The organism is Streptococcus sp. k-163 (genome assembly GCF_013277555.1).
Taxonomy (GTDB): Bacteria; Bacillota; Bacilli; order Lactobacillales; family Streptococcaceae; genus Streptococcus.
Window position 1 is genome coordinate 80307 of record NZ_VMND01000019.1, and the last position, 23481, is coordinate 103787.

Here is a 23481-nt window from a genome sequence, read left to right on the forward strand (position 1 = left end):
CTCCTTTATTCAAAAATTCCAGCTAGAACATTTACTTGTCCTAATAGTAATAAAATTCCCATTAAAATAATAAGGAAACCACCAATTTTCTTTAGTAGCATCATATGACGTTTGATTTTACTAAAATAAGGCATCACGACCCCTGAAGCTAGTGCCAAAACCAAGAAGGGAATGGCCATACCCAGAGTGTAAATAAGAGTATAGATAGCTCCTTGCCAAGCACCATTGCCTCCAGAAGCTGCAAGCGCTAAAACAGAACTTAAAATTGGACCAATACAAGGTGTCCAACCAAAGCTAAAGGTAATACCAAGTAAAAATGCTGACCAATAACGATTGGCTTCTGATTTCTTAAAAGTAAAGCTTTTTTGAACCTCTAATTTCTTAAAATGGAAAATTTCCATCTGATGAAGTCCCAAAATGATAATAATCGTTCCCATGACATATCGAAACCAATTGGCATAGAGGATATTACCAAAGTAACCTGCACCAAAGCCTAGAATAAAGAAAATGAGAGAAATACCTGCAATAAAGCAAAGTGTTCGAATCAAACCTGACCAGAGAACCTTTCTCCCAAACAAGGAAAAACTTTTTGCACTTTCCTGATCATCCAATAAGATTCCAGTATAGACTGGTAACAGGGGGAAAATACAAGGGGAAAAGAAGGACAATATCCCTGCAAAAAAAACCGAGATTGAAAAGACTATCGTTTCCAATAAAGAACCAACTTTCTTAAGAATTTAAACCTATTGTACTATAAATGTTAAAATTTGTATCAAGTTTGCTACGGCTAGCTGTATTTACTATGACGTTAGATAAAAGAAAAAGATAGAAGAAAGTTGTCTAAGTTGACTTTTTCTTCTATCTTTCTTTAATTATTTTAATAAGTTCCTTCTTCACCTTGACTAGTCAAGATAACAGGTCCATCTTTCGTAATGACGAATTGGTGTTCATACTGGCATGACAATCCACCATCAATGGTCTTATGCGCCCAACCAGTCTTCATATCTGTATCGATTTCCCAGTCACCTGTATTGATCATCGGTTCAATAGTCAAGACCATTCCTTCACGGAGACGAAGCCCACGACCAGCAATACCATAGTTAGGAACCATTGGTTCTTCGTGCATGGTTGGACCAACACCATGACCAACCAAATCACGCACTACACCGTAACCACGACTTTCAGCGTATTCTTGAATAGCCGCACCGATATCACCGATACGGTTCCCAACAACAGCTTGCTCAATCCCCTTATACATGGCTTCTTTAGTTACATCCATCAAATTTTTCACTTCTTCGGACGGTGTGCCAACAGCATAAGCCCAACATGAGTCTGCTAAACCACCAGAATAGCTCTGAGTGTATTTCTTCATTTGCTCAACATTGTTGAAGTTTAATTTTGAGACATTCAAATCAGATTTGGCAATTGGACCTCCCAAAACCATGTCAACCTTGAGCAAATCACCATCTTTCAAGATATAATGACGAGGGAAAGCATGGGCAACTTCATCATTAAGAGAGCAGCAGGTAGCATAAGGATAGTCCATCATTGCACCGTCAACTCCAATCTGAAGCGGCAGGAAATTTTCTTCCTTACAACGTCTACGAACATATTCTTCAACTTCCCACATATCTATGCCAGGCTTAATCAAATCACGTAAGCCAATATGAATACTTGCAAGAAAATCACCGGCCTTGTCCATAGCTTCGATTTCACGAGCTGATTTTAATGTTATCATTTTTTCTCCTAGTTTCTAATTAATTTTAACAGTCACATTTGCTTTTGAAACAATCTGGTGACCATGATAAATATCGTAGTCAATAATAGCTGACCGTCTCGTATGATGGATAATGCGTGCCTGAATACGCAATATATCATCTATCTGAACAGCCTGCAAAAAGTAGATTAGCATCTGCTCGATGATGAGATTGCGCCCACTATTCACAACTAAATCTTGGGTCATGTGGGTCAGAATTTCTGCCAATACACCATTAGCCAAGACTCCGTTCTTCTCCAGCATAAAGGGTTCAACTGTGATGACTACTTCATCATGATGATAAGAAAGTTTTTGACCAATCTGCTCAGAAAAAGTTGGTAGAGCCGAAACTTGGGAACGACTCATCTTCTCCATGACATCGCGTCGTGTCACAACTCCAAGCAAGGTTTGATTGCTTCGAATAACTGGTACCATTTCAAAATCTTCAGCAATCATTCGTTGACTGACATTGGCAATATTTGTCGATAATCCGACTAAAAAGAGGCTACGAGACATGACCTTATCAATTGTGGTACTTGGTGACTTATCACCTGCATCCCTCATGGTTACCACTCCCACCACAACCTGATGTTGGTTAATAACTGGAAAACGACTACTTCGATTCTTACGTACTAAGTCCAAATAATCTTTGACTGTGTCAGTCTCTCTCAGAAAACCATATTCATGACTCGGACGGTAAAGTTTCTCAACTGTCAAAATGTCTGTCTTGATTTGGACATTTGACAAGGCTTTATTGATCATGGTCGCGACAGTGAAAGTATCATGCTTGCTTCTCAGAACAGGAATCCCTTTTTGATTAGCCAGTTTAAGCACATCATCATGGACCTGAAATCCACCTGTAACTAGAACTGCATTTTCATTTTCAAGTGCTAACAGTTGGATACGGGTACGGTCCCCGACAATCAAGAGTCCCCCATCATGAAGATAGGATAAGATGTTTTGTTCAGTCATGGCACCGATAGAGAACTTACTAAATTCTCTATCTAAACCTTCTTGCCCAGCCAAAACCTCAGAAGAAGTCACTTCTGCAATTTCAGCAAAAGTTAATCTTTCAATAGCAACTTTCTGGGATTTAACACGGATAGTACCACTTCTAGGACGGGTCTCCACAAGTCCACGATTTTCAGCTTCTTTAATGGCCCGATAGGCCGTTCCATCACTGACCCCCAGATGGTTAGAAATACTACGAACACTAACCCTCTTTCCGACAGGCAATTCTTCCAAATAGCTTAGAATTTCCTGATGCTTACTCATTGAATTCTCCTTTTACATACCGAAATTCAAGATAATCCCGCATTTTTCTTGTGTAGCGATCACTTCCTTTAAACTGACGAGTCAAACGGAATCCAGACTTTAGAGCAACCTTTTGACTCGCTTCATTTTCAAGGTGGGTAATGATGGATAATTGTTTTAAACCAAATTCCTCAAAAGAAAGCTGACAAATTTTTCTAACAATCTCTGTCATAAATCCTTGCGACCAAGCATCTTTTCTCAAAAAATAGCCAAGCTCAGCTTCTTTTTTGATTTCATCTAACTTCTCAAATTTAATAGAACCAATCATTTGTTGATTTTTTTGGTCACAAATTGCCCACACTCCCAAAGGGGACTTCATAAAATAATTCGCTAATGCATATTGACTTTCTTCCAGACTTGCCTGAGTTGGGAAAATAAATTGAAGATTTTCTGGATTTGAAGCTATCTCGTGGAAGTCCTGACTATCACTAAAAAAGAAAGGACGCAAATACAAGCGATCCGTTTCAAAAAAAGAAAACATTGCTAATTTGGTCCAAATATTCATAAACACCCCTACGGTTTAATCTTCGACTAGTTTAATATCTGCTCCTAGATTACGTAATTTTTCGATAATATCAGAATAACCACGTAAGATAAACTCGATATTTGTAATTTCAGTTTTACCTTCAGCCATAAGCCCAGCAATGACTAGTGCAGCCCCAGCTCGTAGGTCAGTCGCTTTAACACTGGCCCCACGCAAACTACGTCCACCCGTGTACAAAATATGACCATTTGTTGTCGAAATATCCGCATCCATCTTTGCTAGTTCAAAAACATGATTTACACGTTTTTCGTAAATCGTATCGACAATTGTACCACGACCATTCGCTCTTAGTAAAAGTGGGGTAATCGGTTGTTGCAAATCAGTTGCAAAGCCTGGGTAAGGAGCTGTCTTAATATTGATTGCTTTCAAATTAGACTGTTCCTCGACAAAAATGCTGTCTTCAGATACAGTCATTCGAACTCCCATTTCTTCCAACTTAGCGATGAATCCTTCTAAGTGTTCATAAAGAACATTATTTATACGAATTCCCTTACCAACTGCAGCAGCTAAGGAAATATATGTTCCAGCTTCAATACGGTCTGGAATCACCTGATGACGTGTACCATGTAATCTTTCAACACCATCAATAATGATGATATTAGTTCCTGCCCCACGGATATGGGCACCCATATTATTCAAGAGAGTTGCAACATCAATAATCTCAGGTTCACGGGCTGCATTTTCAATAATAGTACGACCATTCGCTTTAACCGCAGCAATCATCGTATTAATCGTCGCACCGACACTAACTGTATCCATGTAAATACTTGCACCGTGAAGTCCTGTATCTTTGGCAGATAACTTCATGTTATCTCCCTCGTAGCTAACAGTAGCCCCCATAGCTTCAAAAGCCTTAAGGTGTAGGTCAATCGGGCGAGGACCAAGGTCACACCCTCCAGGCAAGCCAACTGTGGCTTCACCAAAGCGACCTAAAAGACTTCCATAAAAATAATAAGATGCACGAAGACTATTGATTTTTCCATAAGGCATTGGAATATTTTGAACACCTCTTGGGTCAATCTCCAATACATCGTCATAACGCTTTACAGTAGCTCCCATCAATTCCATGATTTCGACAAGACTGGCTACATCCGAGATATCTGGAACGCAATCCAAAGTCACCACATCATCAGCCAATATAATAGCTGGAATTAAGGCCACAACGCTATTTTTAGCACCACTAATAGTGATTTCACCTTGTAGTGGTAATCCACCATTGATAACAATTTTTCTCATTCTAAGTTTTTAATACTCTTTCAAGATTTCTAATAAGGTCTTTAAAATAAATTATATCATAAATGCAACCTTTTTTCCATCCTTTTCAATTTTATAGTTGCTTAGTTTTAAACAAAAGCTATGATATATAGTACTGATTTTAAACAAGGAGCATTAGATTACATCAAAGAGGGACACCGCCATGTCGAAGCAGCTAAAATTTTTGATGTTGGCGACAGAACTCTCTTCACATGGGAAAAGAAAGACGTGAACAAGGATATTTAGAGCGGAAAAAGCGAGTCGTCAAAAAGCGAAAGATTCCTTTAGAGGAATTGAAAGCCTTTGTAGAGGCTCATCCAGACGCTTTTTTACGGGGAATTGCGGCATATTTTGATTGTGCTATTCCTTCAGTATGGGCAGCTTTAAAGCAGATTAAGGTCACTTTAAAAAAGACGACTAGCTTTAAAGAACAAGATCCAGAGAAAGTTGCTGAGTTTCTTGATATTTTGAATAGCCTAAAAGATTTACCAATCGTATATATTGATGAAACGGGAATCGACAGCTACCTCTATCGTCCTTATGCACGAGCTTCTAGAGGGGAGAAAGTCTATGAAAAGATTAGCGGACGGCGTTTTGAGCAGACTTCAATTGTTGCAGGATAAGTAGATTGAGACTTTATAGCTCCCATGATTTACAAGGGAAGTATGACGAGCGATTTCTTTGTGGAGTGGTTCAAAACGCAACTCCTGCTTGCTTTGAAGACACCTCATGTCATTGTCATGGACAATGCTAGTTTTCATCCTAAGAACATCTTGGATGAACTGTGCATCCAAGATAGACACTTTTTCTTACCTCTACCACCTTATTCACCAAATTTGAATCCTATTGAGCAAGCTTGGGCTATCTTGAAAAAGAAAGTGACCGATTTATTAAGGGAAGTTCCAAATATTTTTGAATGCTTAGAGTGCTTTTTTAAAACTACATAACTATAAAAGTAAAAAAGCTTTAAATCAAGCAGTTTAGACTATTGATTTAAAGCTTTTTTCTTATTCCAAATCTTTTGTTAAACCTCACCAAAACCAGCCTTCATTATCGTCAATTGCTTGGGCTTCTTTGCGTTTGCGTGGGCCTGTTCCGTACATTTCTGCTTCGATTTCTTCCTTGGTTGGCATGATAGAAGCTAGGATGATATAGATAATCACCCCAAGTCCAAAGTTTGCAACTGTAAAAATGGCAAACAGAAAACGAACAAGGGTAACATCAAAGTTCCACTTATCTGACAGACCTGCCAGAACTCCTGAAATCATGCGATTTCTTCTCATTTTATAAAATTTACTGTTCATGGTATTACCTCTTTCTACTAGGTTGGACATAGTATAGCACGGATAGGCTCGGCTTTCATCAGTCCTCAGGCTGATTTATCAGTAGCAATTTACCTCGACAAAATCCACAGCGGTAGCGTTTGGTATCAATTCTTCGCTTACGCTGATAGGTTTGCTGGCAGGATTGGCAACGATAGAGATTGATAGGCTTGGCGTTACTATTGGACAAGGAAGGAACAAAGCGTAATCCATCCACTGCTTTCAACAGTTCCTTAAAATCCCGATCCTTGTGTTGATAACCCTTCCCTTGAAAGTAGAGGTGATAATGACAGAGTTCATGTCGGACAATTTTCCTAAAAACATCCAAACCCAGTTCCTGATAAACCTTGGGATTAAAATCCAAATGCCCATCTTTTGGGAAAAATCGCCCACCTGTAGAACGCAGACGAGAATTCCACTGGGCTTGATGGATAAAAGGTCTCCCGAAGTCTTCTAGCGAAACTTGCTTGACGTACTCAGTCAGATTCATTTGGAGCGAGGAACGACAGATTGACTTTTTCACGTTCAGTATCAATTTTCTTAACCCAAACGGTTACCAAATCTCCGACAGATACCACTTGACTAGGGTGTTTGATAAACTTCCGACTCATATGGGAAATATGAATCAATCCGTCCTCGTGAATCCCGATATCAACGAAGGCACCGAAGTCAACGACGTTACGAACCACACCTTCTAGCTTCTGACCAACCACTAAATCCTTGATATCTAGGACATCTTGGCGAAGCACAGGTGCGTCAAAGGAATCACGGAAATCTCGACCTGGTTTGAGAAGGTCTGCAATGATATCTTTAAGAGTTTCTGGGCCAAGGTCTAGCTCTTGCGCCATTTCCTTGACTGAAAGCGACTTGAGTTTGCTTTGAGCTTCTTCATTCAGATCCTTGATGTCTAAGCGTTTGAAGAGTTCCTTAACGGCAGCGTAATTTTCTGGGTGAACTCCTGTATTATCAAGAATATTGCTACTTTCAGGGATACGAAGGAAACCAGCTGCCTGCTCAAAGGCCTTAGCCCCCAAACGAGGAACTTTCAGAATTTGAGCGCGTGAAGTGATTTTTCCTTCTTCCTCACGATATTTGACGATATTTTCAGAAATGGTTTTATTGAGTCCAGCAACGTGGGAAAGAAGAGCTGGACTGGCCGTATTGATGTTGACACCAACTTGGTTAACCACCGTATCCACGACAAAGTCCAAACTTTCAGACAATTTTTTCTGGCTGACATCGTGCTGGTATTGGCCAACACCAATTGACTTAGGATCGATTTTGACCAATTCCGCAAGAGGATCTTGCAAACGACGGGCGATAGAAATAGCTGAGCGTTTTTCGACGGTTAAGTCTGGAAACTCCTGACGAGCAAGTTCACTGGCAGAGTAGACCGAAGCACCACTTTCATTGACAATAACATAGCTGACTTCAGGGAAATCTTTCAGAACTTCCGCTACAAAAGCTTCACTTTCACGACTGGCCGTTCCGTTTCCGATAGCAATAATTTCCACGCCGTATTGACCAATCAAGTCTACCAAATCTTTCTTGGCTTCTTCTATTTGACGAGCTGATGCTGGTTTGACAGGGTAAATAACCTGAGTTGTCAGCATTTTTCCTGTTGCATCAACGACAGCTAGCTTGGCACCTGTACGAAAGGCTGGGTCAAATCCTAGAACCACGCGCCCTTTTAGAGGAGCAACCAAGAGAAGATTGCGCAGGTTGTCAGAAAAGAGCTGGATAGCTCCTTCTTCCGCTTTCTCAGTTAATTCTGTCCGAATACGACGCTCGATAGCAGGCAAGACTTTTTTCTTAACAGATTGCTGAACCACTTCATCAATATAAGCATTTTTCACCTTGAAACGAGCTGCAAAGAAGGCAAGAATGCGGTCCGTCGCATGTTCAAAACCGACCTTCAAGACACCTAGCTTCTCCCCACGATTGAGAGCCAAGGTACGATAACTCTGCATAGTTCCAACCGTCTCTGAAAAATCATAATAAATCTGAAAAGCTTGTTTTTCATCAAGACTTTCATCCTTGACTTGGGAAGTGAGTTTAGAGTGTCTCAGCACTTCCTGATAAGTCATAGCACGTAAATTTACATCTTCCGATAAGGCTTCGACCAAGATATCAACTGCACCAGACAAGGCTTCTTTACCTGTCGCAAATCCTTCACAGACAAACTTTTCAGCCTCTTTTTCTAAATCCGCTACATTCTGCAAAATCAAGCGAGCAAGTGGGAAGAGTCCGGCTTCACGGGCAATGGTTGCCTTGGTTCGACGTTTTTCCTTGTACGGAAGGTAGAGTTCTTCTACGTCTGCTAATTTTTCGGCAGCTAAGATAGCTTCCTCCAATTCCTTGGTCAACTTGCCTTGTTCTTGAATCTTAGCTAAAACAGCTTCCTTACGGTCGTTGAGATTTGTCAGACTTTTATCCAAGTCGATAATGGCCTTAATCGCCACCTCATCCAGACTACCAGTCATATCCTTGCGATAACGCGCGATGAAGGGAATAGTCGCCCCTTCAGCTGTCAAACTTAGAACGGTATCAATTTGTTTTAAACTCACTCCCAAATCCTGGGAGATTTTTTCATATTTTTTATCCATAAATCTATTATACCACAAGCTAGAAGGCTTTCTCCAATCCTTTTCAACTATCGAAAACAAATTAAAAAACGCCCTTTTCCTCAAAATAATAGTATAATAGAGGTAGAATTTAGAATCGAGGTACACCTATGGCTGTAAAATTTACAAAAACGGACGACTTAGACAAGATGTTTGAAGAGTTTGCTAAACTCCCTGATTTGAAACAAGTTACTTTCCCTGATGACAAAGAGAAAAAAGCTAAAGCAGGAAAGAAAAACTAGATGACTGCTTTTCAAGAACTCCCATCTAGTGTGCTTCAGACTGGGGCGATTTTTCTCTCTATAATCATTGAAGCACTTCCCTTTGTTCTGATAGGAAGTATAGTTTCAGGGCTGATTGAGGTTTATATCACACCTGACAAGGTTTATCATTTTCTCCCTCGAAATCGTTGGGGGAGAATCTTTTTTGGCACCTTCATCGGGATACTTTTTCCCTCTTGTGAATGTGGAATCGTCCCCATCATCAATCGTTTTCTGGAAAAGAAGGTTCCCAGTTACACGGCCGTTCCTTTTCTTGTGACAGCACCTGTTATCAATCCCATTGTTCTCTTTGCGACCTATTCTGCCTTCGGCAACTCCTTCCATGTCGCTCTGTTACGAGCTCTTGGTTCCATTCTTGTAGCTGTGATACTTGGGATTTTTCTGGGATTTTTCTGGCAAGAACCGATTCAAAAAGAAAATCGTATGACCTGCCATGAGCATGATTTTTCTCACTTGAGCCCTGCAAAAAAAGTTTTTCAGGTCTTTGTGCAAGCCATTAATGAGTTTTTTGATACGGGGCGTTATTTAGTATTTGGCTGTCTCTTTGCTTCTGTGATACAAGTTTACGTTCCGACTCGGATTCTGACCTCTATCAGTGCGACCCCTCTTTTTGCCATCCTGCTCTTGATGCTTTTGGCTTTTCTTCTTTCGCTCTGTAGTGAGGCAGATGCCTTTATCGGAGCTTCTCTTCTCTCAAGTTTCGGCTTGGCACCAGTTCTGGCCTTTCTCGTAATTGGCCCAATGCTGGATATTAAAAATATTCTCATGATGAAAAATTACTTGAAAGCACGATTTATCAGTCACTTCATTACGATTGTAACTCTTGCCGTCTTAGTCTATTCTCTCTTGATTGGAGTCATCCTATGATGCGATTTTTAGTTTTAGCTGGCTATTTTGAACTGACCATTTATCTCCATCTGTCAGGCAAATTAAACCAGTACATCAACATGCACTATTCCTATCTAGCCTATATCTCCATGGTGCTATCCTTTATCTTAGCAATCGTTCAATTGTATATCTGGATGAAGCAAGTTAAAACCCATGGTCATCTGAACAGCCGATTGGCGAAGGTGACGAGTATTGCTCTTTTGGCCATTCCAATTGTTGTCGGCTTAACTTTCCCAACTGTTAGCTTGGATTCTCAGACCGTTTCTGCCAAAGGCTATCATTTCCCCTTATCGGAAGGAACGGATCAAGCCATTCAGACCAGCGAAGGAACGACAAGCCAATATTTGAAACCTGATACCAGTTCTTATTTCTCAAAAACAGCCTATGAAAAAGAGATGCGAACTGCAGCAGATAAATACTTGTCCCAAGATAGCATTCAAATCACTAATGAAAATTATATGGAAGTCATGGAGGCTATCTACGACTACCCAGATGAGTTTGAGGGTAAGACGGTCCAATTCACAGGCTTTGTCTATAATGACCCCAGTCATGCCAATAGCCAATTTCTATTCCGCTTCGGCATTATCCATTGTATCGCAGATTCTGGTGTATATGGCTTACTGACCAAGGGAAATACCCGTCAGTATGAGAACAACACCTGGATAACGGCCAAAGGAAAACTGGTCAATCACTACCATAAAGAACTCAAGCAAAACCTCCCAACCTTGGAAATCGATAGTTTTACCAAAGTTGATAAACCAGAAAATCCCTATGTTTATCGCGTATTTTAAAAAACGAGATAAAAACATAAAAAACAAAACGAACAAGTTCTCTTCTGAATGACAGAAAAAGAGCCTGTTCGTTTTTTGTTGAGTCTAGGTAGACTTTGATTCTATATTAATTATCACTATTCAATCACTACCTCATAAAGAAGAATAAGAGAACCACTCATTAATCATACTAGCGATTTCTTTAGGTGCTTCAGTATAAAGCTCATGGCCAAAGTTCTCTAGAAGAATAGTATCAAAATAGTCTGGCAATTCTTTTAGGGCTTCCTCTCTCCATGTAGCTTCATTAGGATAGCGAGGACTAATAAACAAGGTATCTCCCACTTCTCTCTTAAAAGCTTGGATTTTCCTCCGTAGGCGGAGGATCGCTTCTATATTTTCATAATTTATAGCCAACTCATATCTATTATACTTCGCATTCCAGTGATAGGACTGTCTTACAGCTTCCTCCATATTTTCTGACCAATACTTTGCTTCGGATTTTTCTTTAGAAATAAGAAGATTTAAGTCCGAAATAACTTGAGATTTGATATAGTTTTTAGTTTCCTCTAACTCTGTATCTAAAGGTAAACTCTTATCTAAATCTAGATAGCCACCATCCAAAAGAATCAGTTTTGTCACTTCATAAAATTCCGATGCGAGATAACGAGCCAAATCTCCTCCAAGAGAATGACCTATCAGACAGATAGATTCTTCCTCTACAATCTCATTTTTAAACCATGATTTCAAATCTAATTCGCTTTGAAAAAATCTTTCATATGGATTCAGAAAACAGATCTGCAAATCTAGTTCTTGAAGAAAATCCTTGCTATGATAGACATTGCTTCCCAAACCGCCAATAAAATATATTTTCATTCTCTACTTAATACTATGCTTGTTCATCTTTTGTTCAAAGATAGTTGTGATAATCTGACGCAATTCTTCGCGTTCTTTTTCTGGAATCTCACCACTTGTTTGAGCTACAGCGTAGAGTTCAGGGTGTTCAATTGAAATGCGTTTAATCGTACGTGTTGTAGCATGTTTTCTGACGAAAAACGGAATGCGCTTAATCAAGTCTTGTGGTACTAGCGCAAGAATCTTCTCAGCAGTTTCCTTGTCACTAATCTTAGACGTCGTCAGCCCCTTCTTAATCATTTCCTGTTCTTTTTCTGTAAAATCTTTTAATTCCATTCGATTAGTCCTCCTATTTTCTTTAAGTTAAATTATATACCAATTGTAGCAAGACGACAAATAGTCTGTTTGTAAAATGCTCTCTATACTACAATTTTCCTGTCACTCTTAATTGCTCTTTAATGAAAAATCACAAATCCTTTTGGAGAGATGACAAGCTGATTCTCTAATTCTTGGCAATTGCTTGCTAGTGCTACTGCTTCTTTCTCTACAATACAATCTTCTGTTGATTGGTTAAAGATAGCTTTAAGGAACTGTCCTTCATATTTCCACTCCAAGGCAACTACATCTTGTTTGATTTTTTTTAGGCTATACTTGCCATGCTGAATGGTTGCTGACGCATGTTTGCGAACCTTGATTAGCTTCTTCATAAAGTTCAGCATATCATTGTCACTTGATACTCGTTCCCAAGGCATACAACGACGACAATCTGGATCTGGTCCTCCGGTCAAGGCAAGCTCGGTTCCGTAGTAGATACATGGTGTTCCTTTTTGTAAAAAGAGAAAGGCTAGGGCTGATTTGACAAGTTGAACGTCTTCATTGGCCGTCCACAAGATTCGTTCTGTATCATGCGAATCTAGAAGATTAAACATCACTTCTGAAATCTGCTGCTTGTAATACATAGATTGGCCATTGATTTCATCGATGAACTGGTCTGTCTTCTTAATTCCTCGTAAGAAATACTCTTTGATACTATCAGATAAAGGATAATTCATGACCGCATGGAACTCATCTCCATTTAGCCAAGGCTGAGACGTATGCCAGACTTCTCCTAAAATATAAAGATCAGGTTTTTTAGCTAAAACTGCTTTTCGAAAATCCTTCCAAAACAGATGATCAATCTCATTAGCCACATCCAAACGCCAAGCATCAATATCAAACTCTTCAATCCAATAAGTCGCAACCTTTAAAAGAGAGTCCTTGACCTCTTGATTGGCTGTATTTAGCTTAGGCATATAGTCCTCGAAACCAAAAGCATGATAGGGTAACTCTCTCTTATTGGCTAGCTTTTCAGTTGTCACTGGGAATTGTTGAATATGGAACCAATCCCTATAAGCAGATTGCTCACCATTTTTGACAACATCTTGCCATTGAGGAGATTGCGAACCAATATGATTAAATACAGCATCCAGCATGATTTTCATACCTCGCTGATGAGCTTGCTCGACCAGCTCTCGAAAGGTCTCCTTGTTCCCAAAATGACGGTCAATTTCAAAGTAATCTGTCGTATTGTACTTATGATTGCTCGTGGATTCAAAGATAGGACAAAGATAAAGTCCAGTAATACCCAAGTCTTGCAAGTAATCCAGATTGTCAATAATCCCCTGTAAATCACCACCAAAGAAATCATCACTCTGAGGTGTGATAGATGAATCCCAGCCTAAAGTCCCTTCTGGGTTTAATAGAGCATTTCCATTAGCAAATCTCTCAGGAAATATCTGATACCACACCGTATTTGAAACCCAGTCAGGTACATAACAAGCATCAATCTCATGTATATACGGAATTTTAAAGCCATTTCCTTCGTAATGAAGATTCTCTAGCGTGTTTTCTACACATCCCTTATCGCCATACAAAATACTTTGACCTTCTGTATCCGTGACTTCAAAGAGATACTGGATACGTGCAAAGTCAACGGACACTTCAACCTGCCAATAATCAAAGATGGCATCAGAAGTGATCTTGACCATTTTCTTTGTATCTTGATAAAACTCCTCCATAAAAATAAAAGGATCCCCATAATGCAAGTTGATGCTTTCAATGTCCCCTTTCTTAGTTCGAATCCGAATATGGAGTTTCTTATTCTTGTAAAGATAGGCATACTCCGACTCAGGTCTATGGTAAATAGCACTTAATTCCATCAATTTGTCTCCTAATTTACTTGATTGCATTTGCGACGCAAACGTTTTCACAATTGTTAATCTAGTATACTACTTTCGTATTTTATTTGCAAGGTTTGTCCATAGTTTCGAATGGTTTGATTCTATAAATAAAAAAGCAGCCAGTCTTACAACTTGCTACTTTCCAAATGATGATTTACAAATGTCTTTCCAGCCACTCAATTTTTTTAAAATCCTTATTGTTATTGTGCTCATTTCGATAAGAATCTTGGGAAGAAGCCTTGTAAATACTTAAAAACTGTTCTAGATTTGGAATGCGAAAAGTGATGTTTTCGAGATGAATCAGCTCTATATCCGATTCCGAAACTCCTGCAAAATCAGGTAAAGAATCGATACTTCCATACTCAACACTCAGACCATCTTTTTGGAATTCATGCTCATGAATATCTATTAAGGCATAATTTAAGTGTTTCATCACTTTCATTATCTTGTCCCACTCATAAATTCTGAGATGATCGGGTGCTTCCCAACCTCTAGGATCACCAGGCACATGAATGTCAATGTCAGACGGCCTCCATTCTTCATTTGAACGGTATTCAAAACCTAAGGACCCCATGAGAGTCGGTGTGATTCCGATTTGGTTTAAATGAGAACAAATTGTTCGAAATTCATCAAATAGAGAATTCATTCCTCCTCCAATCGTTGATATAGAATTTAATTTCGTTGTGAATAATAAACTAATTTTTACCTTCTACTCTTTCGGTTTTGAAAATACTTCTACTCGCTGAGCTAGGACTTTAATTTCTACAGGTAGGTTATCCGATTTATCGCCGTCAACATCTGACTCTAATTCACTATCTGAAAAGATCTTAATATTACGCGCTCTGATATACTCAATATTATCATTACCCACAACATCTCCTTTTAGTAAATCAGGAATGACGGATAATTTGGAGAATAGAGACGCATCTTTCAGAATCAAAATGTTGGCATAGCCATCCTTATTTTCTTCAAAGATTTTCTTATCAGCGAAGTAATTTGTCAAAAGAACCAAAACATGGCTCGCTTCACCAACATAATTTCCATTTTCTGTCTCAACCTTAATGTTAAAGACCTGATCCGTCATGACAGACTTCATGGTATTTACAGCATAGGCTAAAATACCGAATTTTGTCTTATCCTCGATTTCAACATTGTGAATCGCCTCAGGAAGAGAACCGATACTAAAGATATAACCAAAATAATTGTCATTCGCTTTACCGATATCAATCTTATTGGTTAAGTTGAAATCCAGTTCATCAATTGCGCCATCGATAGCTTGATTGATTTCCAATAGTTTTGTAATGAGGTTACCCGTACCGCCTGGGATAATACCCAACTTAGGAACGTAGTCTCTCTCAGCAATACCCGAAATGACTTCGTTGACAGTCCCATCTCCACCAAACACAACCACTGCATCGTACTGCTCACTAGAAGCTTCCTCAGCAAAATGTGTTGCATCCAGCGCTTTTTCGGTAATTTTGGTTTCCACGTGCTCAAAGTATTCTTTTGCTTTATTTTCCAGCTTATCTTTGTAATCCAAAGCCTTCTCGCCACCAGAAGTAGGGTTGATAATTAGCATTGCCTTTTTCATTGATTTTCTCCTTAATATTTGTTAGAAATCTTTATATCTCATTATATGAAACTAAATGTACCCCTATTATACAATGAAAATATAGAAAAGAGAAATCTGACGTACTGGAGATTAATACGCTTTTATTCTATTTTCCCATCTAATGACTACATCCTTTAAGGGGTCATCTAAGTAAGAAAAGGCTTTTTCCTTGATCAAATCAGAGATACCGTAAGCTGCCAGTGAGATGGCATTTCTACTTACAATACTCGTTTACTTTATCAGCATATTCGGTCAAAAGATTCTTTGAATAAATTTTTTCATTACTTGAATTTCTAACTTCTTTCCAAAGAATAGAAGCTACTTTTAACTTGTTTGAGTAATTGCGACTATTTTCGTCTGCACAGAAATCCTTTAAAAATTGATTCCATTGACAAACTGAATGATCATACTTGGCATAATCTGAATTTCCATAATAAACTTTTAGCATATCTTGGATTGTAAAATTCAAATCGTGTTCCTTTTTTACTTTTCTCCAAGCAGTCGCCATATCAGCAGTAAATTTAAACGGTGAAACCTCTGTTAAAGTTGCGAAATATTCTCTAAAGTGTGAGTTAAAGGAGAATCCACATTCAAGTAAGGGTGTGTCCAAGGTGACGACTTCTACTTGTTTCTTTTTCCTTTTTATTGATGATTTTTTAATCAAATTCCCCTTAAAGTACTGCTCAATAATATGATTGAGTTCTTGTTTAGTACCTCTATATTCAAGTCCTAACGACTTGCATATGTCTGAAAGTTCATCCCGATACCAATAGTATTTATTGAACTCATAAAAGGATGTAATTTTATTAAAATCAGGTCCGTTTTCTATCAATATTTTACCTCCTTAAAACCAATTTAGGTTGTCATCTCAAAATAATGGGGTTTTAGTTTCATTGTTTTGAGGATTAGCTACGTTTCTCTAACAAACTTACACACTCAACATGTGGTGATAGAAAACTCCTATATTATAGAACAAAAGTGTAAAAATCAATATTTAAATAATACTTTAGAACAAAAGTATATACTCTAATCTACATTGCAAATTTTATTAAAAATCATATTTTGAATTTCATCTTGAAAATCAGATAAATACTTATAAAAACAATTTTCACTCTGTGAAACATTCTTTCTTTTCAGGTATAAAAGTAATTTTTCATGATCAGTTAATGAATTATAGCATTTTTCAGTAAAAAAAATATTAGTAGAATTAACAAAAATCATATCAATAAAATCATCCCAAGTTTTTTGTTTAACACCAACTTTATCAAAATAAGAAACTAAAATCATTGGAGTTGGAAAATTTATGACATTAACAAAATATAAAACACTATTCTCCTCGTCTGGAATTATTTCCGATAAAGAAAATTCAACTTTATGAGATGGAATTTCAATACAATAAAATCTAAAATTTTTATCAAGTATTTTTTTAAACTTTGTAAAATGTAGATGACATTTTAATAATCTATCTAAAAACTGTTTGAACTTAAAAAGGTATTCAATATCTCTTGAATATCGTAAGAGGTAATTTATATCAAAAACGAGAGGTTCTTTCGATATAATTTCTGATAAAAATCTCAAATTCAAAACTTTATAGTATACATCGTATGAACATGCTTTTATTGCATATTCCAAGTGCTCCAAATAAGTATTAGCAAAGCTTTGAGTACTCTTCTCTATTTCTTTAAAAAGCCAATCATCATGATTATTACAAAAAATAGGATACTTACTTGCTTTACGTTTTGCAGACTGTTTAATGTAATACATTGAAATGTTCTTTAAAGATATTAATGATAGGGGCGCATGTTCATTAAATGTGATCACCGGCTTCTTATTTGATAAATTTTTAAAAACTTTACCCTCACTCATTGTATGTGCTTCTTTTATAAAATTATCACAATTATTTCCATCAATCTCAAATAGTGAACAATATTTTATTTTGTGGTTATAAAATCTAGACTCATTCTCAATATCTACACTTTTTGTTTTAGGAGCTTTTGATAAATTTTGATAAAATTTATTTATATCATAAAAATCGTTTAAAATAATATTTGATTGGGTAGGATAGCTTTCTTTAAATTCCAAGCTAATCTGTATATCAATATTACAGCAATCTTTAAAAGATTTACCTGATAAACATAAACAAGGTCCTGACATATCTATTGCTATATTCGTTTCATCTATAATAGGATAATTACTTTTTGAAAAAATCGATTCATAGTTCTGAAAATCTATCTGTTCGAACACTATAATATTCCTTTCTACCTAGATTTAGGTAACGAAATTAATTGTCGATAACTTTATCGAAATAAAATTATTTTTAAACTATCTATCTATCTTTTATTATTTATTATTATATATATGATTCAATCCTTTTTAAATAATTTTTTATCTCATGAACTAATCTTTTCTTTGAAAATAAATCCATTATACCACCTGAAAGCATTCCACCAAAGAAAACAGGAATTTTCCTATCTCCGAAAACTGTAAATGTCTTTATATCACCATCACACAACCATTGAGAAACTTGTGAATTATTTATGTATACAAATTTTATACTTTTACCAGCTTCTATAAGAGGCTCAATGTGAAGTTCCAACATTTCTTTGCAGTATTGAGGGTAAGATATTGATTTTTTAAGTGGAAGTTTTTTAGAGCTTGTTTCATGATAGTAGAACATATCTCCAATATAGATTGATACTTTTCTATTTTGGTGGTTTAAATACTCTTCATGTATCACATTTTTGTCCTCAGAATGTTCAATTTCTTTACTTAAAATATCCCATGATTTATTACACCAATGCCATTTAGCATCATTATCAAAGATATCATTCATTAGTTCATAAATAGGTTTATAGTATTTATTATAAACATAATCACTTTTAATGCTATTTTTCAAACTATACAGATATGTCTTTTTAGTTCTCTCATTTTTTGCAGCTTCTTCATTTCCTGCAAGATTTAAACCAATAACCAAAACACAATCTTTTTCAGATGTTGAGTTATCAAATTCAAAGCCTCTAACTCCAAGTCTTGGATCCTGCTCAGATATAGCTAAAGCTTCTTTTGTTTTCTTTATAAACTCATTAATTGTTGAACTATTTGTCATAATTATAACTCCATTATTTACAGCTTTCCATAATAAACATTTGAAAAATAAAGTTACCAATAGTACCTTTTCTCACTGAGATATTGTTCTTTTTGTTCTCTAGAATTTTCATGATTTCTAATTCCTAGTAATTCGTCTGTTGAAGAAACTATTGGGTCGATCCAGTCAGCTTTGGATCTAATCCAATCAATTTCCTCTTTACTAAGTTTACCTGCTATCTCCAATTTATCAGCCATCAATCTTAAATCATTTGCTGTATGAAAATCTTCTAGCATATTAAGAAGAGACATTGTCCGCTTCTTCTCATCTTCGATTCTATTTTGTAATTTTCTTTTTCGCTCTTGCTCTTCTTCGTATAGTCTTTCTCTCTCTTCACGTTCAAGTCGTAAGTTCTTAACTTTATAATACTCTTGGTAAATTAAAACAATTATTTCTGGGATTGATTGCTCAATCGAGAATTCTTTTGTATCTTTAATGTATTTACCATCTATTATCTTAAATCGAAATTTTCCATTTGGTATATAGTCATACTTCTTTATTCTTGGTTTAAAAGCATATCCATTAAACTTAACGCTATCATTGTACTCTGCTAGTTCTTTAGCTTCTTCTTTTGTTAATTCATGACTTACTTTGTCTGTTGATTCTATAACTTCAAAACGAACAATATCCTTATCAATTTGAATATCCCAATTTGAAGTTACATTATCACCGATTCTTTCAATTACAGTAACTAGTGTATCTAAAAAGCGATATAAGCGTGGAAGAGAATTTAGTGAAATATTTTTTACAAATTTAGGTTCTTTTAAATCATTATATCTGTGTCTAGAATCAAAGTAAGGATAGGAAGCAGCTTTTTCCCTCTTATTCCACTCTGAGATTTTATCTCTCAGATTAGCTACAGATTTATGTAATCTCTTATTTGGAGACTGGTTTAAGTTTGAAACGGCTTCTATAATAAGCTCTATTTTATCGTCCTCTAAAAATGATAATGAACTTCTTATACTAGTTGTATCAAGTTTAACAGTATCTTCATTTTTATCTTCCGAAGTCTCCTCTTTATGTTTAGCAGGTTTTATTCTATTGTTCTTTAGACTTTTTCTATCAATATTAACTTCATTTACGTCATTTTGTGGTAATGGAACAATAAGCTCACTTAAATCTTGTCCAGTATTCTTACGATACCAATAACTACCATTTGGAATTGGGATTTCAAATTCTTTGCATTTCTTAAGTAAGTCTGAATAGCTTAAATCATATTTCAATGAAACTTGTTTTGCACTTATCTCCCAGATTTCTTCATAGAGTTCTTCTCTAGAAAAGGTCTTTATCATCTTCATTTGAAACACCTTTACCCTTATATTTTACATCACCGTTTTTATATTTACCAAGCGAAAACGCAAATTCAAAAACTTCTAATTCTTCACTTCTGCATTTTCGCTTAATATAAAAAGTAAATCTTGTTTTAATCCGTTAAATTCCTCTATAATTTTATCTAAACTAGTTTCAATATTCTCAACACGAATCTCTGATAGCTTACCGTGATTGTAAGAAATCATTCTTTCAGCAATAATATGATATGACCAACTCTCAGTAAAACGTCTGTCTCTTTCTTCGTTATGAATAGCAAAACCAATTGGAAGAAGATTATTTCTAAGACCTATAGCAACTGCCTGTGAACTTATACCTAAATAATCACCAGCAATTTTTAATGTGATTTTATTTAATTTCCTAATATCTTCGTCGGTATATTTCGGCATGTTAGTACTCCTTTATTATAATTCAAAATGCAATATCATCTATTTAAAAATATCTTGATAGTATGCTATCTAGTTGCTTTCCATAATAAAATTAATTTGTGGTACATCATACTCTGAAAGTTAATAATCTAAAATCTTTTCAATGAAAAATTATTATTAAGCAAAAAATAATCTCTTCAGATTTAGAGTTGCTATCTTTTCAAAGTAAATCTATTTATCAATTCCAGATATAGACGTAAATAGTTATTTACTATCTAGGTCAAAACCAATCTGCCAAAATCCCATATCAAGTATTTTCATTTGAGGATATAGCATATCAGCAACAATAAAATTCTTTTGAACTGAATCTAACTGTTCTATGTTTTTTTCATAAAAATCTACTAGTTGTAAAATAGATTTAATGTTATAGGTTCCACTTGCAATCTTTCGTGATCTTATCCCAGAAACAAAATATCTATCATATGCCGGAACACAACCGAGTGTGCCCATCAGTATCTTTGTGATTAGTGTTTCTGATAAGTTGTTTTTTAGTGCTGGACCTTTTACTTCACGCCTGATTCCATCATAATAATTAGCAATAAATTCATTTATTTCCTTTAGCAATTTTTGATTACTTTCATTTCTAAAATCTTTACATTCTATTCCTGCTAGAGAATCATATTTGTTGCTTAAAATCTCACTCACAACAGGGATATGTACTCTATAATTCTTTTGTAATAGAAACGAAGAACCTCTATACATCCCCCAACTTGCTAAATAAAATGCAAGTTGTAAACTCAGGTAATCAAGATTAACATCATTCTCTTTTCTAGCTGTCATAAAATGTGAATAGCAATGTTCCCATGAACGATATCTGTCATGTTCATCAGCTTTTAAATCGTTATAAAATTCAGTTGATGATTTAATAATCATATCGATTGTTTCCATACTTCCTGCTTTCCTAATCAATTTTCAAATATATAGCGTTTTCATTATTGCCTTAACCTATTATATCATTATTCAAAACAAATAACTGCAACCTACTTGTTGCAGTTAATCATAGATTTACTTATGTTTCTTTTATAAACTTATATTTACAATTTCAGGAATGCTAAAAACATCGTTTTTTTCAAAATAAGGTTTTACCATTTCTTTCCATCTAGCTTTATGAAAATTGATTGAGTTTAAAGGAGATAAGCCATAATTTCCCAATGCATAAGCATCATTTACTTCAACTACAAGTGTTCTGCCATCACGAGTAACACCGATATCTAGTCCATAAGCAATTGGCGCGTCTTTCCAACAAGATATTGCTTCATCAATTAAACTAGGATCAAATTGTTCATGATAATCACCTGTATAGGGTCGAACATCTAATACACGACCATCTAACACAAAACAACGCCATTCAGCTATGAATTCTACAACTTCACTAATCCATATAGGATATTCGAAAGGTAGACCAATACCGATTAAATCACGTGTTCCATTAACAACTCTTCCCGTAAAGACTTTTGATCCAGCTTTAGGTTTAATAAATTTTCCCCAATTATCAGGTATATTTACAATCTCTCCTAAAACACCTGCATAAATCTTTCGACCATAAAACTCTTTAAGCTCAATAGGATAGTCATAAACTGGAACGTTTAACCCCATCATTTTTAGCAATGCTCTGGTCTCCGTTATATAATCTACAACTGTATCATCACTTGTTAGCTGTTTTATTTCAGAAAAAGATTGATATAAAATAACTTCTTCTCCTTGTAAGTATGCACCTACTTGAGCATTGTATTTATTAATTGAAACCTCACTTGGTAATTTACTTTGTCTAATATAAACAACCATTTTATCACTCCTTTTTCACTAGTGTTACACCTGATTGTAAAAAAATAATAGCAATTTTGCTCTTATTTTTTTGAGTAAATAGCCCCCATAATATCATCGAAATAATCAACAGTATTTAGGAGTAATTCTATAACCTGGGACTTTGTTAGTCGCATTCCCCTTCTATCTCTAGCATCTTCTACTAAATTTTCAAGTTTCTCTAGATTTTTATCATCCAAGCTAATCATTATTCTATTTTTATCGGTTGCCATTTTCATCACCTCAAGTTAATTCTATCACAGGTGTAACACTTGTGTCAACTGGCTTTTATAATACATTAGTTTAAAAGCTGAGAGGATTTTTAACACAGTAACTTTAAATCTTTAGTATTAAAAAATTTTCACAGTATTTATAGAAATAAAATCTATCTCAAATAAGTTATCAAATCTAGTATAAATTATGAGAGGCTACTCTAATACTTTCCCTCTAAACAAGAAAAAGGCTTACACTCAATGATTTTCTTACCCCCTTCGTTACAACGTTTTGACGCTTTTATTAGCAAAGGTACATACTCACAAGGAACTTTGATTGACTATTGAATCTCTCCCACTTCTTCTTTAACATATCCTTCTACATCTTCAATCTCTACAAACATTGGGTCTAAGTGACACAAGAAATGCCAATCTTCGCTCCCTTTTTTTCTGTAGAGAATCGCTTCACCGTCTTCACTTCCGAAAAAGCTTCTGTCGATTTCATATCCGTAGCTTTCTAAGAAGTCTTTTGCTTTACGATAGTTCGTTTCTCTTGTTTCGACATAGGCTTTAACTTCATGGTTGTTAACGACATATGCATCAATTTTTGAATATCCTTCAATCACTCTATCGTTTTTGAGGGATAAATTTGAAATCTCTTTCCAAATAATGTCTACATTTTCCTCATGATTGAACATAAATTTAGATAAAGGTACAATGTTTCCGTTATAGATAATTTCCATATAGTCTGGTAGTTTTGTAGGATTAAAAAACTCTACTTCAAATCCATCTTCTGTTTCTAAAGTATATCCAGGGATTTGTGCTACAAAAGTTTTCCCATCTTCTATGGAATCAAATGCGACTAAATCTTTAGAATAATCATTTTGGTACAATTCCAATATAAACATCGATAATCTCTCCATTTTCATTATCAGGCTAATGTAAATAAGCACGTCACCTGACCAATTCAGGCGCTCTTCATCATCTCGTCATATTTCCTACTTACTTTACGAGTCCTATACCCAGAACACACCTTATCGACCTTCGGTCTCACCTCGTCGCATTGGCTGAACATCTACTTCTACTTCGCTGATGCCTCAGCTCGTACAAGCAGTGATACCGCCTCAA

25 protein-coding genes and 1 pseudogene are annotated in these 23481 nt (G+C 36.0%); 4 read left to right on the forward strand and 22 right to left on the reverse strand.

Going from position 1 to position 23481, the window contains the following annotated elements:
* Positions 1–5 precede the first annotated feature (5 nt).
* The 5 genes from ccdA2 to HT731_RS07985 all read right to left on the reverse strand — a co-directional run bounded on the left by ccdA2 (position 6) and on the right by HT731_RS07985 (position 4850).
* Entirely contained in the window at positions 6–713 is a 708-nt protein-coding gene (gene ccdA2 / locus HT731_RS07965; protein WP_061759137.1) for a thiol-disulfide oxidoreductase-associated membrane protein CcdA2, read from the reverse strand.
* Positions 714–877: 164 nt separating this feature from the next.
* Positions 878–1738 (reverse strand): methionyl aminopeptidase, encoded by an 861-nt coding sequence (locus HT731_RS07970; protein WP_000631532.1) that lies wholly within the window; start codon positions 1736–1738, stop codon positions 878–880.
* A 15-nt stretch (positions 1739–1753) separates the two neighbouring features.
* Complete coding sequence (gene spxR / locus HT731_RS07975) at positions 1754–3031, reverse strand: CBS-HotDog domain-containing transcription factor SpxR (protein WP_000033838.1); 1278 nt, start codon at positions 3029–3031, stop codon at positions 1754–1756.
* Entirely contained in the window at positions 3024–3575 is a 552-nt protein-coding gene (locus HT731_RS07980) for a GNAT family N-acetyltransferase (protein WP_001028723.1), read from the reverse strand. Before HT731_RS07980 ends, spxR begins: the two co-directional genes overlap by 8 nt.
* A gap of 15 nt (positions 3576–3590) precedes the next feature.
* Complete coding sequence (locus HT731_RS07985; protein WP_049531334.1) at positions 3591–4850, reverse strand: UDP-N-acetylglucosamine 1-carboxyvinyltransferase; 1260 nt, start codon at positions 4848–4850, stop codon at positions 3591–3593.
* A gap of 120 nt (positions 4851–4970) precedes the next feature.
* On the opposite strand from HT731_RS07985, the pseudogene HT731_RS09455 reads away from it, so the two are divergent.
* Positions 4971–5815: pseudogene (locus HT731_RS09455) on the forward strand (IS630 family transposase).
* An 84-nt stretch (positions 5816–5899) separates the two neighbouring features.
* Here the strand turns inward: HT731_RS09455 and HT731_RS08005 are convergent.
* From HT731_RS08005 to HT731_RS08015, 3 genes are read right to left on the reverse strand one after another with little or no spacing between them, the layout of a single operon-like run.
* Complete coding sequence (locus HT731_RS08005; RefSeq protein WP_001085044.1) at positions 5900–6172, reverse strand: PspC domain-containing protein; 273 nt, start codon at positions 6170–6172, stop codon at positions 5900–5902.
* A gap of 58 nt (positions 6173–6230) precedes the next feature.
* Positions 6231–6680, reverse strand: a complete 450-nt coding sequence (locus tag HT731_RS08010; RefSeq protein ID WP_173278417.1) for a SprT family protein — start codon at positions 6678–6680, stop codon at positions 6231–6233.
* Positions 6667–8796 carry a Tex family protein gene (locus HT731_RS08015; RefSeq protein ID WP_173278419.1) on the reverse strand — a complete coding sequence of 710 codons (2130 nt, stop codon included), beginning with the start codon at positions 8794–8796 and terminating at the stop codon, positions 6667–6669. The genes HT731_RS08010 and HT731_RS08015 overlap by 14 nt, the downstream gene beginning before the upstream one ends.
* A 128-nt stretch (positions 8797–8924) precedes the next feature.
* On the opposite strand from HT731_RS08015, the gene HT731_RS09535 reads away from it, so the two are divergent.
* From HT731_RS09535 to HT731_RS08025, 3 genes are read left to right on the forward strand one after another with little or no spacing between them, the layout of a single operon-like run.
* A complete protein-coding gene (locus HT731_RS09535) occupies positions 8925–9056 on the forward strand; it encodes an SPJ_0845 family protein (RefSeq protein ID WP_275690313.1) in 132 nt (43 codons plus the stop codon).
* Positions 9057–9962: a permease gene (locus HT731_RS08020; RefSeq protein WP_173278421.1), complete on the forward strand. Its 906-nt coding sequence runs from the start codon at positions 9057–9059 to the stop codon at positions 9960–9962.
* The gene (locus HT731_RS08025) at positions 9959–10774 is read left to right on the forward strand and encodes a TIGR03943 family protein (RefSeq protein WP_173278423.1); all 816 of its coding nucleotides are present in this window, start codon (positions 9959–9961) and stop codon (positions 10772–10774) included. The genes HT731_RS08020 and HT731_RS08025 overlap by 4 nt, the downstream gene beginning before the upstream one ends.
* A 132-nt stretch (positions 10775–10906) precedes the next feature.
* Here HT731_RS08025 and HT731_RS08030 read toward each other — a convergent pair whose 3' ends face one another.
* The 14 genes from HT731_RS08030 to HT731_RS08095 form a co-directional block, all read right to left on the reverse strand.
* Positions 10907–11626, reverse strand: a complete 720-nt coding sequence (locus HT731_RS08030; RefSeq protein ID WP_173278425.1) for an alpha/beta hydrolase — start codon at positions 11624–11626, stop codon at positions 10907–10909.
* Positions 11627–11629: 3 nt separating this feature from the next.
* Entirely contained in the window at positions 11630–11941 is a 312-nt protein-coding gene (locus HT731_RS08035; protein ID WP_000420558.1) for a hypothetical protein, read from the reverse strand.
* A gap of 119 nt (positions 11942–12060) precedes the next feature.
* The gene (locus HT731_RS08040; protein ID WP_173278427.1) at positions 12061–13803 is read right to left on the reverse strand and encodes a glycoside hydrolase family 13 protein; all 1743 of its coding nucleotides are present in this window, start codon (positions 13801–13803) and stop codon (positions 12061–12063) included.
* A gap of 175 nt (positions 13804–13978) precedes the next feature.
* Positions 13979–14470, reverse strand: coding sequence for a phosphoribosylanthranilate isomerase (locus tag HT731_RS08045; RefSeq protein WP_173278429.1), 492 nt, complete (start codon positions 14468–14470; stop codon positions 13979–13981).
* Between the two features lie 63 nt (positions 14471–14533).
* Complete coding sequence (locus tag HT731_RS08050; protein ID WP_173278431.1) at positions 14534–15415, reverse strand: diacylglycerol kinase family protein; 882 nt, start codon at positions 15413–15415, stop codon at positions 14534–14536.
* Between the two features lie 235 nt (positions 15416–15650).
* Positions 15651–16268: an SAP domain-containing protein gene (locus tag HT731_RS08055; RefSeq protein WP_173278433.1), complete on the reverse strand. Its 618-nt coding sequence runs from the start codon at positions 16266–16268 to the stop codon at positions 15651–15653.
* A gap of 194 nt (positions 16269–16462) precedes the next feature.
* Positions 16463–17680 carry an SEC-C domain-containing protein gene (locus tag HT731_RS08060; protein ID WP_173278435.1) on the reverse strand — a complete coding sequence of 406 codons (1218 nt, stop codon included), beginning with the start codon at positions 17678–17680 and terminating at the stop codon, positions 16463–16465.
* Between the two features lie 106 nt (positions 17681–17786).
* Positions 17787–18542, reverse strand: coding sequence for a hypothetical protein (locus tag HT731_RS08065; RefSeq protein WP_173278437.1), 756 nt, complete (start codon positions 18540–18542; stop codon positions 17787–17789).
* Positions 18543–18595: 53 nt separating this feature from the next.
* On the reverse strand, positions 18596–19879 hold the full coding sequence (locus HT731_RS08070; protein ID WP_173278439.1) for a cellulose synthase: 1284 nt from the start codon (positions 19877–19879) through the stop codon (positions 18596–18598).
* A 75-nt stretch (positions 19880–19954) separates the two neighbouring features.
* Complete coding sequence (locus HT731_RS08075; RefSeq protein WP_001127479.1) at positions 19955–20299, reverse strand: hypothetical protein; 345 nt, start codon at positions 20297–20299, stop codon at positions 19955–19957.
* Between the two features lie 243 nt (positions 20300–20542).
* The gene (locus HT731_RS08080) at positions 20543–21226 is read right to left on the reverse strand and encodes a hypothetical protein (protein WP_173278441.1); all 684 of its coding nucleotides are present in this window, start codon (positions 21224–21226) and stop codon (positions 20543–20545) included.
* A 132-nt stretch (positions 21227–21358) separates the two neighbouring features.
* On the reverse strand, positions 21359–22123 hold the full coding sequence (locus HT731_RS08085; RefSeq protein WP_173278442.1) for an ATP-grasp domain-containing protein: 765 nt from the start codon (positions 22121–22123) through the stop codon (positions 21359–21361).
* Positions 22124–22185: 62 nt separating this feature from the next.
* Positions 22186–22374 carry a hypothetical protein gene (locus HT731_RS08090; RefSeq protein ID WP_000179769.1) on the reverse strand — a complete coding sequence of 63 codons (189 nt, stop codon included), beginning with the start codon at positions 22372–22374 and terminating at the stop codon, positions 22186–22188.
* A 320-nt stretch (positions 22375–22694) separates the two neighbouring features.
* Positions 22695–23261 (reverse strand): hypothetical protein, encoded by a 567-nt coding sequence (locus tag HT731_RS08095; protein ID WP_000470225.1) that lies wholly within the window; start codon positions 23259–23261, stop codon positions 22695–22697.
* Positions 23262–23481 lie beyond the last annotated feature (220 nt).